Origin of the sequence: Kaistia sp. 32K (genome assembly GCF_016629525.1) — a bacterium.
In the GTDB taxonomy this organism is placed as follows: Bacteria; Pseudomonadota; Alphaproteobacteria; order Rhizobiales; family Kaistiaceae; genus Kaistia.
The window spans coordinates 1,736,902-1,752,815 of record NZ_AP024269.1; the positions used below are offsets into that span (position 1 = coordinate 1,736,902).

13 protein-coding genes are annotated in these 15,914 nt (G+C 66.7%); 7 read left to right on the forward strand and 6 right to left on the reverse strand.

Annotated features, from left to right (window positions below):
* Nucleotides 1–12: 12 nt before the first annotated feature.
* Together K32_RS07780 and K32_RS07785 are read right to left on the reverse strand one after the other, a co-directional pair.
* Nucleotides 13–627, reverse strand: a complete 615-nt coding sequence (locus tag K32_RS07780; RefSeq protein WP_201404400.1) for a ribonuclease T — start codon at nt 625–627, stop codon at nt 13–15.
* A 50-nt stretch (nt 628–677) separates the two neighbouring features.
* On the reverse strand, nt 678–1,145 hold the full coding sequence (locus K32_RS07785) for a hypothetical protein (protein WP_201403473.1): 468 nt from the start codon (nt 1,143–1,145) through the stop codon (nt 678–680).
* 173 nt (nt 1,146–1,318) lie between these two features.
* Between K32_RS07785 and K32_RS07790 the strand changes: the two genes are divergently transcribed.
* Nucleotides 1,319–2,299 carry a glutathione S-transferase family protein gene (locus K32_RS07790; protein WP_201403474.1) on the forward strand — a complete coding sequence of 327 codons (981 nt, stop codon included), beginning with the start codon at nt 1,319–1,321 and terminating at the stop codon, nt 2,297–2,299.
* A 3-nt stretch (nt 2,300–2,302) separates the two neighbouring features.
* On the opposite strand, the gene K32_RS07795 is transcribed toward K32_RS07790, so the two are convergent.
* Entirely contained in the window at nt 2,303–3,172 is an 870-nt protein-coding gene (locus tag K32_RS07795) for a 23S rRNA (adenine(2030)-N(6))-methyltransferase RlmJ (protein ID WP_201404401.1), read from the reverse strand.
* Between the two features lie 156 nt (nt 3,173–3,328).
* Between K32_RS07795 and K32_RS07800 the strand changes: the two genes are divergently transcribed.
* Entirely contained in the window at nt 3,329–4,615 is a 1,287-nt protein-coding gene (locus K32_RS07800; protein WP_244669895.1) for a DUF4010 domain-containing protein, read from the forward strand.
* Between the two features lie 9 nt (nt 4,616–4,624).
* Here K32_RS07800 and purN read toward each other — a convergent pair whose 3' ends face one another.
* Complete coding sequence (purN, locus tag K32_RS07805; RefSeq protein ID WP_201403476.1) at nt 4,625–5,287, reverse strand: phosphoribosylglycinamide formyltransferase; 663 nt, start codon at nt 5,285–5,287, stop codon at nt 4,625–4,627.
* Between the two features lie 2 nt (nt 5,288–5,289).
* Nucleotides 5,290–6,363: a phosphoribosylformylglycinamidine cyclo-ligase gene (gene purM, locus K32_RS07810; RefSeq protein WP_201403477.1), complete on the reverse strand. Its 1,074-nt coding sequence runs from the start codon at nt 6,361–6,363 to the stop codon at nt 5,290–5,292.
* 305 nt (nt 6,364–6,668) lie between these two features.
* Here purM and K32_RS07815 point away from each other — a divergent pair, with 305 nt between their 5' ends.
* The 4 genes from K32_RS07815 (at nt 6,669) to ppx (ending at nt 12,328) form a co-directional block, all read left to right on the forward strand.
* Entirely contained in the window at nt 6,669–7,763 is a 1,095-nt protein-coding gene (locus K32_RS07815; RefSeq protein ID WP_244669896.1) for an AI-2E family transporter, read from the forward strand.
* 27 nt (nt 7,764–7,790) lie between these two features.
* Nucleotides 7,791–8,495, forward strand: a complete 705-nt coding sequence (locus tag K32_RS07820) for a DnaA/Hda family protein (protein WP_201403479.1) — start codon at nt 7,791–7,793, stop codon at nt 8,493–8,495.
* Nucleotides 8,496–8,577: 82 nt separating this feature from the next.
* On the forward strand, nt 8,578–10,776 hold the full coding sequence (locus tag K32_RS07825) for an RNA degradosome polyphosphate kinase (RefSeq protein WP_201403480.1): 2,199 nt from the start codon (nt 8,578–8,580) through the stop codon (nt 10,774–10,776).
* A gap of 16 nt (nt 10,777–10,792) precedes the next feature.
* A complete protein-coding gene (gene ppx / locus K32_RS07830) occupies nt 10,793–12,328 on the forward strand; it encodes an exopolyphosphatase (RefSeq protein ID WP_201404402.1) in 1,536 nt (511 codons plus the stop codon).
* A gap of 77 nt (nt 12,329–12,405) precedes the next feature.
* Here ppx and rnd read toward each other — a convergent pair whose 3' ends face one another.
* Nucleotides 12,406–13,584: a ribonuclease D gene (rnd, locus tag K32_RS07835; protein ID WP_211201075.1), complete on the reverse strand. Its 1,179-nt coding sequence runs from the start codon at nt 13,582–13,584 to the stop codon at nt 12,406–12,408.
* Between the two features lie 437 nt (nt 13,585–14,021).
* Between rnd and aspS the strand changes: the two genes are divergently transcribed.
* Complete coding sequence (gene aspS / locus K32_RS07840; RefSeq protein ID WP_201403481.1) at nt 14,022–15,803, forward strand: aspartate--tRNA ligase; 1,782 nt, start codon at nt 14,022–14,024, stop codon at nt 15,801–15,803.
* Nucleotides 15,804–15,914 lie beyond the last annotated feature (111 nt).

Here is a 15,914-nt window from a genome sequence, read left to right on the forward strand (position 1 = left end):
TTGTGGGGGAGATTATCGGACGGGAGGCATGGTGAGCCGGTCGTTGCGGCATGCCTTGCGGTCTACCTCGGCGCAGCTGCGGAACCGAAGGTCCCGCGTCAGGCAGATACGGACTTCCTTGAGGCGGCGGGAATCGCAGGAGACCGCGATGCCGTCGCGCCGGAGGCCGGGATTGGCGGCGATGAAGGCCGCCTCGACCTCGTCCGGCGAGACGGTCAGGTAGGTTTCGACATCGACGAAGCGCTCGGGGATCCGGACCGCCTGGTTCGCCTGTCGCGTCAGCGCGAAATAGTCGGCCGGCTCGAGGCCGGAGCAGGAGCCGTGCGTCCGCCATTCATGACGGACGAGCCCCGGGCTTGGCATGATGTCTAGCATACCGTCGACGAGGCGGCGCGGCAGCCCGCTGCGCGGGCCGACGTCGCAATTGCGCGGCGAGCCGCGCTCATATTGCGGCCAGAGCCCGTGCACGACGAAGGCGAACGGCCTCGGCCCGCCGCACTGGATGCGGTCGGACGTTCCTCGATCCTGGCAATAGGTCGGCGACCAGGAGAGCGACAGCACGTAGAAATCGAACTCGCCCGGTGTATCGGCCGAGGCGGCGGTCTGGCTGGTCCAGAGCGCGGCCATGGCGACGAGCGAGACGATCAGGCCGCGCAGGACCGCCGATAAAGGCACGTTCAGTAGTACCGGCCCGGACGGACGGTGCGGCAGTGTCCGTCATGCACCCGCCACGGATCCTGGCCGGCGACGCAGAAGTCGACATACCAGCCGATTGAGGCTAAGCCCATGCGCTCCTCGATCAGGTAGTAGACCGGGGTCGGGCGGATGTTGTCGGAGATGAAGATGTCCGCCCGGCAGAAGCGGCGGTCAATCAGGCCGGGATCACCGGGCACGAACTGCGATTCGCTGACCGAGGCGATTTCCCGGAATGCGAGGTTGTTGCCCCAGGTGTGGGTGTTGGCCCAGTGGTAGCGCTCGGCCATGTTGGAAAGGACGGCCGGGGCGTCGCAGGGCGGAACGCTGCCGCGATCCCAGCCCCTCCGCACTTCGGGCTCATAGCCATAGCTACTGGAATAGTCGGCCGCCTGGGCCGCGGAGCCGGCGACCGTCACGAAGGCGATGGCGGCGAGAAGGGTACGGATCATGGAGGCGACTCCCCAGAGGACGCTTTCCTGACGATGCGGCACTCCCCCCGGCACGGTCAAGCGCTCAACGCCTTTCCGAGGGCCGCGCGGTGAACAGAGCGTCGTCGTGTGGGCGGCTGGCAACAACTCTTGTTTGATCCAATATGCGTCCGACAACGATTGGAGCATCGGATATGGGACTTCTGGTCGACGGCATATGGCAGGACCAATGGTATGACACGCGCAACACCGGCGGCCGCTTCCAGCGCAGCGCCGCCGGCTTCCGCAACTGGGTGACGGCCGACGGCAGTCCCGGTCCCACCGGCAAGGGCGGCTTCAAGGCCGAGCCCGGCCGCTACCATCTCTACATCGCGCGCGCCTGCCCTTGGGCGCATCGGGTGATGATCTTCCGCGCCCTGAAGGGCCTCGAGGACATGATCGACTATTCGGTCGTCCATTGGCTGATGGCGGAAAACGGCTGGACCTTCGCGCCGGGCCCCGGCGTCACGCCGGACAATGTCAACGGTTTTGACTTCCTCTATCAGGTCTACACCAAGGCCGATCCGGACTATTCCGGCCGCGTTACCGTGCCGGTGCTCTGGGACAAGCAGACCCAGACGATCGTCAACAACGAGTCGTCCGAGATCATCCGCATGCTGAATTCGGCGTTTGACGGCGTCGGCGCCAAGGCGGGGGACTACTATCCCGAGGCGCTCAGGCCCGAGATCGACGCGCTGAACCAGCGCATCTACGACACGGTCAACAACGGCGTCTACAAGGCCGGCTTCGCGACGAGCCAGACGGCGTATGAGGAGGCGGTCCGGCCGCTCTTCGAGAGCCTGGACTGGCTCGAGGGCCTGCTGTCGGAGCAGCGCTATCTGGCCGGGGACCGGCTGACCGAGGCCGACTGGCGGCTGTTCACGACGCTGCTGCGCTTCGATCCCGTCTATGTCGGGCATTTCAAGTGCAACTGGCGCCGGCTGGTCGACTATCCCGCGCTGTGGTCCTACACGCGCGAACTCTACCAGGTGGCCGGCATCCGCGAGACCGTCGATTTCGACCACATCAAGCGGCACTATTACGAGAGCCACAAGACGATCAATCCGACCGGGGTCGTCCCGATCGGCCCGTTGATCGACTTCGACGAGAGGCCAGATCGCGCGTTCGCGGCCTAGAGATCAGCTCTCGCCGCGGATCCACCAGACGCGGCGACCGGCCTTGTCGGTCTCGCCGAGGATCGGTGCCAGGCCGGTCAGGAGCGCGTCGAGCGTGCGGTCGAGATGCCAGGGCGGATTGCAGATGACGAGGCCCGTGCCGTTGAAGGTATCGGGCGTCGTCCGCTCGCGCACCCACAGTTCCGCCCCGAGCAGCTTCTTGATGCCGCTCTCGGCGAGGCGCTTGTGGAAATTCGTCACCGCGCCGATGTCCTTGATCGGATACCAGAGCGCGTAGACGCCCGTCGGCCAGCGCTGATAGGCCTTCTCGAAGCGATCGAACAGCGTCTTGAATTCGTCCGGCTGCTCATAGGGCGGGTCGATCAGGACGAGGCCGCGCCGCTCCTTCGGCGGCACGAACGAGCCGAGCGCCAGCCAGCCGTCCAACTCGATCGCCTTGACCTGGAAATCGCCGGCGAAGCGCTCGGCCAGCGTCGCGTGATCGGCCGGGTGCATCTCGACCGCCGTCATCCGGTCGGTCTTGCGCAGGAGATGGCGGATCACCCAGGGCGAACCGGGATAATGCCGGAGCCCGCCATCCGGATTGGCGGCGGCGACCGTCTCCAGATAGGGCGCGAGCGCCTCGGCGAGCTTGCGCGTCAGTTCGACCGCCGGCTTGCCGTCGGCGCCGAGCAGCCTGCCGATGCCGGTCTGCCATTCGTTGGTCTTGCCAGCCTCGATCGCCTCGAGATCGTAGAGGCCGATGCCGGCATGGGTGTCGATCACCCGGAACGGCTTGTCCTTGGCCTTCAGATGCTCGACGAGCAGCGCGAGGATGGCGTGCTTGACGACATCGGCGAAATTTCCGGCGTGATAGGCGTGGCGATAGTTCATGGCCGAGGTGGTGGCATTGAAGCGTCGTCCGCGCAAGGTGATTTCGAGCGCAGCGGCGCGGCTTCCTCATCGAGATGAGCGGAAGGTCTCGACCGCGACGCCGTACATGCTCCGCGTAGCGTTGCTATGATGCGCGGGTCGATTCCTGGAGCGATCGTGAACGAGTTCGAGCCCTTCTATCGTCTGGCCCTCGCCATCGCGATCGGCCTCCTGGTCGGCGTCGAGCGCCATTGGCGCGAGCGTGAACTGGCGCCGGGGCGGCGCACGGCGGGAATCCGCACCTTCGCGATGATCGGCATGCTGGGCGGCGTCGTCGGCCTGATCGAGAAGGGGCTACCGCCGGGCGGGCAGGCGGGGATCGCCACCGGCATCATCTTCCTTGCCTTCTCGACGGTCTTCGCCTTCTACCAGTGGCGTGAATCCGAAGCGGAAGGCGAATTCAGCGTCACCTCCGTGATCGCCGCGATGGCGACCTTCCTGTTCGGCGTGCTCGCCGTGCTCGGCGATCTGAAGCTCGCGGCGGCCGGCGGCGTGACGCTCGTGGCCATCCTGGCGAGCCGCGAGCCGCTGCACCGGTTCATCAAGAAGATGAGCTGGGTCGAGCTGCGCTCGGCGATCATCCTGCTCACGATGACCTTCGTCATCCTGCCGCTGTTGCCGCACACGCCCTATGGCCCCTTCGGCGGCATTTCCCTGCGTTCGGTCTGGTCGCTCGCCATCCTTCTCGCCGCCATCTCCTATGTCGGCTACGTCGCCATCCGCCTGTTTGGTGCAGGACGGGGCGAACTGGCGGCGGGCGCGGCCGGCGGGCTGGTGTCCTCGACGGCGGTGACGCTCGACAATGCCCGTCGTTCCACGGCCGGTCACGACGTCGCCTGGCTCGCGGGCGGCGCCGCGGTTGCGGGCTGCGCGTCCTATCTGAGGACGGGAGCGCTCGTGCTTTTCCTGGCGCCGCCGCTCGCCTGGCTTCTGCTGCCGCCCTTCATCGCCGGAGCCCTCGCCATGGCGGCCGGCGCGGCGTGGCTCGTGCGTGGGCAGAGCGCCAAGGCCCACAAGGCGACGTCGATGCGCAATCCGTTCGAGCTGACCAGTGTGCTCAAACTGACGCTGTTTCTCGCGGCCATCGGCTTCGCCGTGCGGGCGGCATCGGCGGCGTTCGGCTCGGCCGGCATCGTCTTCGCTTCCGCGCTCTCCGGCATCGGCGATGTCGACGCCGCCACCGTCACGGTGGCCGGCCTGCCGTCGCTCGAAACCAGCGTCGGCGCGCTGGCGATCGCGGCGGCGGTCGCCTCCAACACCGTCGCCAAGGCCATCTATGCGGTGGCGGCCGGCGATCGCGCCTTCGGCTGGCGCTTTGGCGCCGTCTCGGCCGTGGCGCTCGTCGTCGGCGGCGCGGCGTTCTGGGCGGCGAATGTCGTGATGGCGGGGCTGAACCCTTCCTGAGGGCCGCGCCTATCCCGTGAAGGCCGGCCCCACCAGCATGCCGCCGAGATCGGCGGGCACGTCGGCGTGGAGCTTCAGCCGCTCGTTCTCGACCGTGGCGAGGCCGGAGGCGACCAGGGCGAGCGCCATCGGATAGAGCTGGTGCTCGGCCGTCAGCACGCGCTTCGACAGCGTGTCCGGCGTGTCGTCGAGCGCGATCGGCACGGCGGCCTGGCCGATGATCGGGCCGGAATCCATCTGCGCGCGGACGAAGTGCACGGTGCAGCCGGCGAGGCGCATTCCCGCTTCCAGCGCGCGCTCATGCGTGTGCAAGCCGGGGAAGAGCGGCAGCAGCGACGGGTGGATGTTGATCATCCGGTCGCGCCAGCCTTCGACGAAGCCGTCGGTCAGGAGCCGCATGAAGCCGGCGAGGCAGACGAGGTCGATGTTTTCGGCGCGCAGGCGCTTGTCCATCGCCGCGTCGAATTCGGCGCGGCTGGAAAAGCCCTTGTGGTCGATCACCGCCGTGGCGATGCCGGCCTCGGCGGCGCGGGCGAGCCCGCCCGCGTCGGCGCGGTTCGAAAGCACGAGCGCGATCTCGGCCGGAAAATCGGGATCGGCGGCGGCTTCGATCAGGGCCGTCATGTTCGAGCCGCGGCCCGAGATCAGGATCGCGACGCGCTTCCTCGCCATCGTCAAAGCGCCAGGGCGCCGGAGAAGACGACGCCTTCGCCCTCGCGCGGCACGAGCGTGCCGAGGCGCATCACCGTCTCGCCCTCGGCGGCGAGCGCGGCGATCACGGCATCGGCAGCTTCCGGGGCGACGACGACGATCATGCCAACGCCGCAGTTGAAGGTGCGCAGCATCTCGTGCTCGGCAACGCCGCCGGTCTTCGCCAGCCAGCCGAACACGGGCGGCACGGTGACCGCGTCGAGATCGACGGAGGCCGCCAGCGCATCGGGCAGGACGCGCGGAATGTTGTCGACGAAGCCGCCGCCAGTGATGTGGGCCATCGCCTTGATCGCGCCGGTGGCGCGGATGGCGGCGAGCAGCGGCTTCACATAGATCCGCGTCGGCGCGAGCAGCGCTCGGCCGAGCGGCAGCTCCGGCGCGAAGGGCGCAGGGGCATCGAAGCCGAGGCCGGAGAGCTCGACGATCTTGCGGACCAGCGAGAAGCCGTTCGAATGCACGCCGGAGGAGGCGAGGCCGAGCAGCACGTCGCCCTCGGCGACGTCCGGGCGCGGCAGCAGGCCGGTGCGCTCGACGGCGCCGACGGCGAAGCCGGCGAGATCGTAGTCGCCAGCCTTGTAGAGGCCCGGCATCTCGGCCGTCTCGCCGCCGATCAGTGCGGCGCCGGCGATGCGGCAGCCCTCGGCGATGCCGGCGACGACGGTCGCGGCCTCGCTCGGGTCGAGCTTGCCGGTGGCGAAATAGTCGAGGAAGAAGAGCGGCTCTGCGCCCTGGACGATCAGATCGTTGACGCACATGGCGACGAGGTCGATGCCGACCGTGTCGTGGATGCCGGTGTCGATCGCGACCTTCAGCTTGGTGCCGACGCCGTCATTGGCGGCGACGAGCAGCGGGTCGGTGTACCCGGCCGCCTTCGGATCGAAGATCCCGCCGAAGCCGCCGATATCGGCGTCCGCGCCGGGGCGGCGGGTTGCCTTGACGAGCGGCTTGATCATGTCGACGAGACGGTTGCCGGCGTCGATATCGACGCCTGCGTCGGCATAGCTCAGGGCGTTTTTGGCGCCGGTCTTTTCGGTCATCGAAGGATCCCGGTTGCTTTGGGCAGGGAGGACCACATCCGCGCCATCGCCGTCAATCCGAAATCGCCGTCTGCGCTGAATTGTGACGATCGGGAGCCATGCGGAAAGGGCGACGCGGCGATCCGTCGGAGTGACGGGTGGGGAGAGGATGGAGGGGGATATCGACAGACATTCCACGACTTTCGGCCCGATATCGGCCCCTTCGGGCGGCCATCCTTGACCGCTTCGCCATGCAGGCCGTATCTGGGGCGGGACGAGCTTCGCCAGTTGGCCTGGCCGATGGATGGAAGAGGGGGCGCATCGCCGTGAATCTGCAACGTCAGATCGGGTTTTGGCTCGCCGCGTTTCTCGTCTTCGTGCTGTTCCTGTTTGTGTTCAGCAACGTCCTGCTGCCGTTCCTGGTCGGCATGGCGGTGGCCTATGGCCTCGACCCGATCGCCGACTGGCTGGAACGGCGCGGCCTCGGCCGCCTGGCGGCTTCGCTGGTTATTCTCGTCGGCTTCCTCGTCCTGCTCGCCATATTGATGCTTCTGATCGTGCCAGTGCTGGCCAACCAGCTCGCCGGCTTCATCGACAAGATCCCCGCCTATGCCCAGCAATTGCAGGCCCTGGTGCAGGTGTTCCTCGACACGACCCGGCTGGGACAGCTGCTGAAGGTCGATTCCAGCCAGCTGAAGAACTCCATGGGGACGCTGATGAGCGAGGGCGCCGGATGGCTCTCGACGCTCCTGAAGTCGATCTGGAGCGGTGGATCGGCGCTGGTGGACCTCGCCGCGCTGTTCGTCGTCACGCCGGTCGTCGCCTTCTACATGCTGATCGACTGGGACAAGATGGTGGCGCGCATCGACAGCTGGGTGCCGCGCGATCACGTCGAGACAGTCCGCACCATCGCGCGCGACATCGACCATGCCATCGCCGGCTTCGTCCGCGGGCAGGGGCTGGTCTGCATCCTGCTCGGCTGCATCTACGCCTTCGGCCTGATGCTGGTCGGCGTCAATTTCGGCCTCTTGATCGGCATCGGCGCCGGCATCCTCTCCTTCATCCCCTATGTCGGCACCACGGTCGGCTTTGTGGTCGGCGTCAGCGTGGCGCTGGTGCAGTTCTGGCCCGAATGGCAGTGGATCGGCGCCACCGTGGTGGTGTTCCTGGTCGGCCAGTTCATCGAGGGCAACATCCTGCAGCCGCGCCTCGTCGGCCGCAGCGTCGGCCTGCACCCGGTCTGGCTGATGTTCGCGCTATTCGCCTTCGGCGCGCTGTTCGGCTTCGTCGGCCTGCTGATCGCGGTCCCCGCGGCGGCGGCTATCGCCGTCCTGATGCGCTTCGCCCTTGCCCGTTACCTGACCAGCCCGATCTACCGGGGCGAGACGGGCAATGACGAGCCGCCGGCTCCGCTTCGTTGAGCGCCAATCGTTCGAGCGTTTTGTACCATGAGTGAGTCCTCGCGGCAGTTGCCGCTTTCCCTGCCGCACAGCGCCGCCATGACGCGGGAAGATTTCATCGTCGGCAGGGCGAACCAGTCCGCCGTGGCGCTGGTCGACCGCTATCCCGACTGGCCCAATCCGGTCGCGCTGCTGGTCGGCCCGGTCGGCTCCGGCAAGACCCATCTCGGCCAGATCTGGAAGGCGGCCGCCGGCGCCTCCGAAATCGCCGCGCGCGATCTCGCGACCGCCGGTCTCGACGAGTTGGTCGGCTCCGGCCCGGTCCTCGTCGAGGATCTGCATGAGGAAGGGGTCTCGCAGTCGGCCCTGTTCCATCTGCTCAATCTTGTGCGCGAGCGCCGGGTGTCGGCGCTGCTGACGAGCCGCGTGCCGCTGCAGGCACTCGATTTCGGCCTCGCCGATCTCGCCTCGCGCCTGCGCGCCACCGTGCCGGCGGAACTCAGCGAGCCGGACGACGATCTGCTGGCGCTCGTCGTCGTCAAGCTGTTCGCCGACCGGCAGCTTGCGGTCGATCCGGCGGTGGTCGATTTCATCAGCCGCCGCATGGAGCGCTCGCTGGGCGCGGCGAACCGGCTGGTCGAGCTTCTGGACCATGAGGCGCTGGCGGCGGGACGGCCGATCACGCGCCAGCTGGCGGCGACGGTGCTGTCGCGCGAGGCCGGCGACGAGCCCGAATTGCCCTTCGACGACTAAAGATCGTTTTGCCGTCCTCGCATGACGCAATTGTCACAATTCGCGTGTATTCTGCTGGGGTAACGCCAACGGAAGAACGGTGATGGATCAGAAGAATCCCGACGCTCAGGCGGCGCTGGCCGCCCTCAAGGTCGAGGCTGGGGAAGCGGACAAGCTTCGCCATAGCCCGGAGCGCTTCATCAACCGGGAGCTGTCCTGGCTCGAGTTCAACCGTCGCGTTCTCGAGGAGGCGGGCAACAGCCAGCATCCGCTGCTCGAACGCCTGCGCTTCCTTTCGATCTCGGCCAACAATCTCGACGAGTTCTTCATGGTGCGCGTCGCCGGCCTTCGGGGCCAGCAGCGCGAAGGCGTCAGCATGACGAGCGATGACGGCCTGACGCCCAGCGAGCAGCTGGTGCGGATCGCCGATGCCGTCTCGACGCTCGCATCCGACCAGCAGAAGCGCTGGGCGGAGCTGCGCAACGAACTCGCCATTTCCGGCATCATGCTGATCGATCCCTCGGCCCTGAAGGAGACCGAGCGGACCTGGCTCGAAGGCTATTTCATGGACTCGGTCTTCCCGGTCCTGACGCCACTCGCCATCGATCCGGCGCACCCGTTCCCGTTCATTCCCAATCTCGGCTTCTCGCTCGTCATGCAGCTGGTGCGGCCGACGACGGGCAACCGGATGACGGCGCTGCTGCGCGTGCCGATCACGCTCGACCGCTTCATCAAGATGCCGTCTTCGGAGCCGGGGGTGGACCGCTACATCAGCCTCGAGAACGCCGTGTCGCTGTTCACCCAGCGCCTGTTCCCGAGCTACACGATCGAGGGCGTCGGCGCCTTCCGCATCATCCGCGACTCCGACATCGAGGTCGAGGAAGAGGCCGAGGATCTCGTCCGCTTCTTCGAGTCGGCGCTGAAGCGCCGCCGGCGCGGATCGGTGATCCGGCTCGAGATCGAGTCGGCGACACCCGACGGTCTGCGCAATTTCGTCGCCGGCGCGCTCGCGGTCCTGCCGGACGAGATCTTCCTGGTCGACGGCATGCTGGCGCTGAACGATCTCTCGCAGCTCGTCGGCATCGATCGCCCGAATTTGAAGTTCCCGCCCTATCAGGCCCGCTTCCCGGAGCGCATCCGCGAGAATGGCGGCGACTGCTTCGCCGCGATCCGCGAGAAGGACCTGATCGTCCATCATCCCTATGAGTCCTTCGACGTCGTGGTGCAGTATCTGCGCCAGGCGGCGCTGGATCCCGACGTCGTCGCCATCAAGCAGACGCTCTACCGCACCTCGAAGGACAGCCCGATCGTCCGCGCGCTGCAGGAGGCCGCCGAGGCCGGCAAGTCGGTGACGGCGCTGGTCGAGCTCAAGGCGCGCTTCGACGAAGAGGCGAACATCAAGTGGGCGCGCGATCTCGAGCGCGCCGGCGTGCAGGTCGTCTACGGCTTCATCGAGCTCAAGACCCACGCCAAGCTGTCGCTGGTCGTCCGCCGCGAAGGCGGCGCGCTGGTCAGCTATGTCCATATCGGCACGGGCAACTACCACCCGATCACCGCGCGCGTTTATACGGATCTGTCCTATTTCTCCGACGATCCGGCGATCGCCCGCGACGTGGCGCGCATCTTCAACTACATCACCGGCTATACCGAGCCGGTCGAGATCGAGCGCCTGTCGACCTCGCCGCATTTCCTGCGCAAGCGCATCCTCGACCTGATCTACGCCGAGATCGACCATGTGAAGGCCGGCCGGCCGGGCGCGATCTGGATGAAGATGAACTCGCTGGTCGATCCCCAGATCATCGACGCGCTCTATGACGCAAGCCGGGCCGGCGTCGACATCGAGCTGGTGATCCGTGGAATCTGTTGCCTGCGGCCGGGCGTTCCGGGCCTTTCGGAGCGGATTCGCGCCCGTTCCATCGTCGGACGCTTCCTGGAGCATGCCCGCATTCTCTGCTTCGGAAACGGCCACGGGTTGCCCTCGCCGGAAGCGATCGTTTATATCGGTTCTGCTGACCTGATGCCCCGGAACCTCGATCGTCGTGTCGAGGCCATGATTCCGATGCTGAATCCGACCGTGCACGAACAGGTGCTCGATCAGATCATGGTCGCCAACCTGAAGGACAACCAGCAGAGCTGGGAGATCCAGCCAGATGGAACGTCGCGACGGATCGTGCCGCGGAAGGGCGAAGAAGTCTTCAACGCCCACCAGTATTTCATGACAAACCCGAGTCTTTCAGGACGTGGAAAATCGCTCAAGAACAGTTCGCCCCGATCGATCGGGAACCGACCTGCCAAGCATTGAAGCCGAAGCGTTCTCGCTGGAGGACGCTGAAGCCCATGAATATGCACCGGGGCGGCTGAACGGCACCGGTCCTGTCGCGATCATCGACATCGGTTCGAACTCCGTTCGTCTCGTCGTCTACGAGCGATTGAGCCGTTCGCCGATGGCTCTCTTCAACGAGAAGGAGCTGGCCGGCCTCGGACGCGGCATCGCCAGCACCGGCAGGCTCAACGAGCAGGCGGTCGAGGCGGCGCTGGCGGCGATGCGCCGCTTCATGGGGCTGTGCGAGCAGATGCATGTCCGCTCGGTCCATGTGCTGGCGACGGCCGCGGCCCGCGAGGCCTCGAACGGTCCGGATTTCCTGGCGCAGGTCGAGGAAATCACCGGCGCCGAGGTGGCGCTGCTGAGCGGCCCCGAGGAAGCGCGGCTCTCCGCCATGGGCGTGCTTTCGGGCATCCATGAGCCGGACGGCATCGCCGGCGATCTCGGTGGCGGCAGCCTCGAGGTCGTCGATATCCGCGGCCGCGAGATCGGCCTCGGCGAGACCTTCCCGCTCGGCGGACTGCGTCTCGAGGAGATGTCGGAAAAGACGCTGAAGAAGGCGGAGAAGATCGCCACCGATGCGCTGTCCAGCTCCGCCGTCCTGGCGAAGGGGCAGGGCAGGCCCTTCTATGCCATCGGCGGCACCTGGCGCTCGCTGGCCCGTCTTCACATGCGTCAGAAGGGCTATCCCCTTCACATCATGCATGAATATGCGATCCCGGCGGACGAAGCGCTCGACTTCTGCCGCATGGTGGCGCGGCGCGACGCGGAATCGCTCGACTCGATCGAGGCCGTCTCGAAGAGCCGCCGCCTCCTGCTTCCCTATGGCGCGATCGTGCTGGGTGAGGTCATCCGCGCGATGAGGCCGTCGGTGATCATCCTGTCGGCGCTCGGCGTGCGCGAGGGGTTGCTCTACGACCTGCTCGATGACGAGACCCGGGAAGAGGATCCGCTGATTTCCGCAGCTGACGAGCTGGCGGTGCTGCGGTCCCGCTCGCCCGGTCATGTCCGCGAGCTCGGGCCCTGGACGGGCCAGGCGCTTGCGGCGATCGGCATCGACGAGACGCCGGAGGAAGCGCGGCTTCGCACGGCCGCCTGCCTTCTCGCCGACATCGGCTGGCGAGCCCATCCGGATTATCGCGGCGAGCAGAGCCTCAATCTGATCGCGCACGGCTCCTTCGTCGGCATCGACCATCCCGGCCGCGCCTATCTGGCGCTCGCGAACTACTATCGCCACGAGGGGCTGGTCGACGAGCAGATCTCGTCGCGGATCCGCGAGCTGGCGACGACGCGCCTGATCGAGCGGGCCCGCGCTCTCGGCGCGGCGCTCCGGGTTGCCTATCTCGTTTCGGGATCGATGGCGGGCGTCATTTCGCGCACGCGGATCGAGGTGCGGGGCGATCAGCTGACGCTGGTCCTGCCGCCGGACCGGGCGATGCTTGATGGCAGCCGCCTGCAGCGACGCGTCGCCCAGCTGGCGAAGCTCGGGGGCGCGCTGAAGCCCACGATCGTCGTCGAAAAGACCGGCTAGAGCCGTTTCGGACAAAAGGAAAGCGCCGACGGAGCCCGTCGGCGCTTTGAATATTCCAGTCGCTGAATTCGCGCCGGTCAGGCGGCTTCGATGGCGGGCTTCGGCTGGTTGCCGACGATCGTCACCTTGCGGCCGTCGAGCCTGAGCGAGATGTCGCCCCGCTTCAGCTTGAGCGCCTGCTCGCCGAACAGTTCGCGGCGCCAACCCTGCAGCGGCGCCACATCGGCATTGCTGTCGCCGGCGATCGCTTCCAAATCATCGACCGTCGCGATCACGCGCGCGGCGACGCCGTGCTCCTCGCTGGTCATCTTGAGCAGGACCTTCAAAAGGTCCACCGCCGCGCCATTGCCATCCGAGGCGGGCTTCACCTTCGGCACCTTGGGCAGCTTGTCCTTCGGCAGGTCGACCGCGCGCTTGACGGCGGCGAGGATATCCTCGCCCGTGCGCGACCGCTCGAAACCGCGCGGAATGGTGCGCAGCCGCGCGAGCGCCTCGGCCGTGGTCGGATGCTGCTCGGCGATCTCGTAGATCGCGTCGTCCTTCAGGATGCGACCGCGCGGCACGTCGCGGGCCTGCGCCTCGCGCTCGCGCCAGGCGGCGATTTCCATCAGTACGGCGAGCTGCAGCGGCTTCTTGATCCGCATCTTGAGCCGCTTCCAGACATTCGCCGGATCGACCTGGTAGGTATCGACCGAGGTGAGAACGTCCATCTCCTCGGCGACCCAGTCGTTGCGGTTCTGCTTGTCGAGCTTCTGCTTCAGCGCCTTGTAGACGTCGCGCAGATGCGTGACGTCGGCGATCGCGTAGTCGACCTGCTGCGGCGTCAGCGGCCGGCGGCTCCAGTCGGTGAAGCGCGAGGACTTGTCGATCGAGTGGCCGGTGATCCGCCCGACCAGCTGGTCATAGCTGATCGATTCGCCGAAGCCGCAGACCATGGCCGCGACCTGGGTATCGAAGATCGGATGCGGGAGGATGCCGCCGAGATGCCAGACGATCTCGATGTCCTGCCTGGCGGCGTGGAAGACCTTCACCACCTGGTCGTTGGCCATCAGCGCGAAGAAGGGCGCGAGGTCGAGACCCGGGGCTTCGGCGTCGATGATCACCGCTTCGTCCGTGCTCGCGATCTGGATGATGCAGAGCTTCGGCCAGTACGTGGTTTCGCGCATGAACTCGGTATCGACGGTGACGAATTCGAACCGGGATAGGCGATCGCAGGCGGCGGCGAGGGCTTCAGTTGTCGTAATGATATCGGTCATGAAGCTTCTAATAGCGCAGGCGGGGCCGCTTGTCGCGGGGGGGCATGGAGCGGAGAGAGCCCAGGCTCCGGCGACGCCGGGCGCCAGGAGAAGCGCCTCATGCATCGACTGCGGGCCTGGGCAATCCGAATCCCGCCATGGCACGCGACGACCGGTTCGGCGCGAGCCAACCGAAAGGGCCGGAGTACATCCGTCCTGACCCGATCGTTCGAGGCGCAGCGCCTTGCGGCGCGCGACCCCGTATGGAGTGGCTGGGATGAGACTTAGATGGGGAGCCTTTCCGCTATTGCAAGGGGAGGGCCGGGGGGAGAGCAGAGCTGCGCCGTTCTTGACAAAGACTGACCCGCATGTGTTCTTCCGCGCGCGTGCGCATCTATCTTGTCAGCCGGTCTATGCGCATGCCCCGTTGAGCCAGACCAAACTCGGATCCCAGCACCATGCATCGCTATCGCTCCCATACCTGCGGACAACTCCGCGAGACCCATGCGGGCGAGACCGTCCGCATCTCCGGCTGGGTCCATCGCGTGCGCGATCATGGCGGCGTGCTGTTCATCGATCTGCGCGACCATTACGGCCTGACCCAGGTCGTCTGCGACCCCGACTCGCCGGCCTTCAAGGTGGCCGAGGCGGTGCGGTCCGAATGGTGCATCAAGATCGACGGCTTCGTGAAGAAGCGCACGCCCGAGACGATCAACGCCAACCTGCCGACCGGCCAGATCGAAGTCTTCGCGCAGGAGATCGAGGTTCTCGGCGCGGCCAAGGAACTGCCGCTGCCGGTGTTCGGCGAGCCGGAATATCCGGAGGACATCCGCCTCAAGTACCGCTTCCTGGATCTCCGCCGCGAGACCCTGCACGCCAACATCGTCAAGCGCACCCAGATCATCGCCTCGATGCGCGAGCGCATGACCGAGATCGGCTTCCACGAGTACACGACGCCGATCCTGACCGCCTCGTCGCCGGAAGGCGCGCGCGACTTCCTGGTGCCGTCGCGCATCCATCCCGGCAAGTTCTACGCCCTGCCGCAGGCGCCGCAGCAGTTCAAGCAGCTCCTGATGATGGCCGGCTTCGACCGCTACTTCCAGATCGCGCCCTGCTTCCGCGACGAGGATCCGCGTGCCGATCGCCTGCCGGGCGAGTTCTACCAGCTCGACCTCGAGATGAGCTTCGTCACCCAGGAAGACGTCTGGGACACGATGGAGCCGGTGCTGCGCGGCATCTTCGAGAAGTTCGCCAACGGCAAGCCGGTGACGCAGAAGTTCCGCCGCATCCCCTATGACACGGCGATCCGCACCTATGGCTCGGACAAGCCCGACCTGCGCAACCCGATCGAGATGCAGGCCGTCACCGAGCATTTTGCCGGCTCCGGCTTCAAGGTGTTCGCGCGCATGATCGAGGCCGACCCGAAGGCCGAAGTCTGGGCGATCCCGGCGAAGACCGGCGGTTCCAGAGCCTTCTGCGACCGCATGAACTCCTGGGCGCAGGGCCAGGGCCAGCCCGGCCTCGGCTACATCTTCTGGCGCAAGGAAAACGACGTCCTCGAGGGCGCCGGCCCGGTCGCCAAGAACATCGGCCCGGAGCGCACCGAGGCGATCCGCGTCCAGCTCGGCCTGGAGGATGGCGACGCCGTCTTCTTCGTCGCCGGCGATCCGTCGAAGTTCTACAAGTTCGCGGGCGACGCGCGCACGCGCGTCGGCACCGACCTCGACCTCGTCGACAAGGACCGGTTCGAGCTCTGCTGGATCGTCGACTTCCCGTTCTACGAATGGGACGACGAGACCAAGACGCTCGATTTCGCGCACAACCCCTTCTCGATGCCGCAGGGCGGCATCGACGCGCTCAACAACCAGGATCCGCTGACGATCAAGGCGTATCAGTATGACGCCGTCTGCAACGGCTTCGAGATCGCCTCGGGCTCGATCCGCAACCAGCTGCCGGAGACGATGGTCAAGGCGTTCGAGCTGGTCGGCCGGTCGCGCGAGGATGTCGAGCGCGATTTCGGCGGCCTCTACCGTGCGTTCCAGTACGGCGCCCCGCCGCATGGCGGCATGGCCGCCGGCGTCGATCGCATCGTCATGCTGCTCTGCGGCGCGCAGAACCTGCGCGAGATCACGCTGTTCCCGATGAACCAGCAGGCGGAAGACCTGCTGATGGGTGCGCCGAGCGATCCGACGCCGAAGGCGCTGCGCGAGCTGCACATCCGCCTGAACCTGCCGACCTGATCGGCAGGGGATGCCCGCGAGCCTGTGGACGACGGCGAATAGTTCTTTAGCCGGGGTTCACAAGGCCGGGGTGTCCGTCTATACACCCCTCACGCGACGCCGACAGGCGCC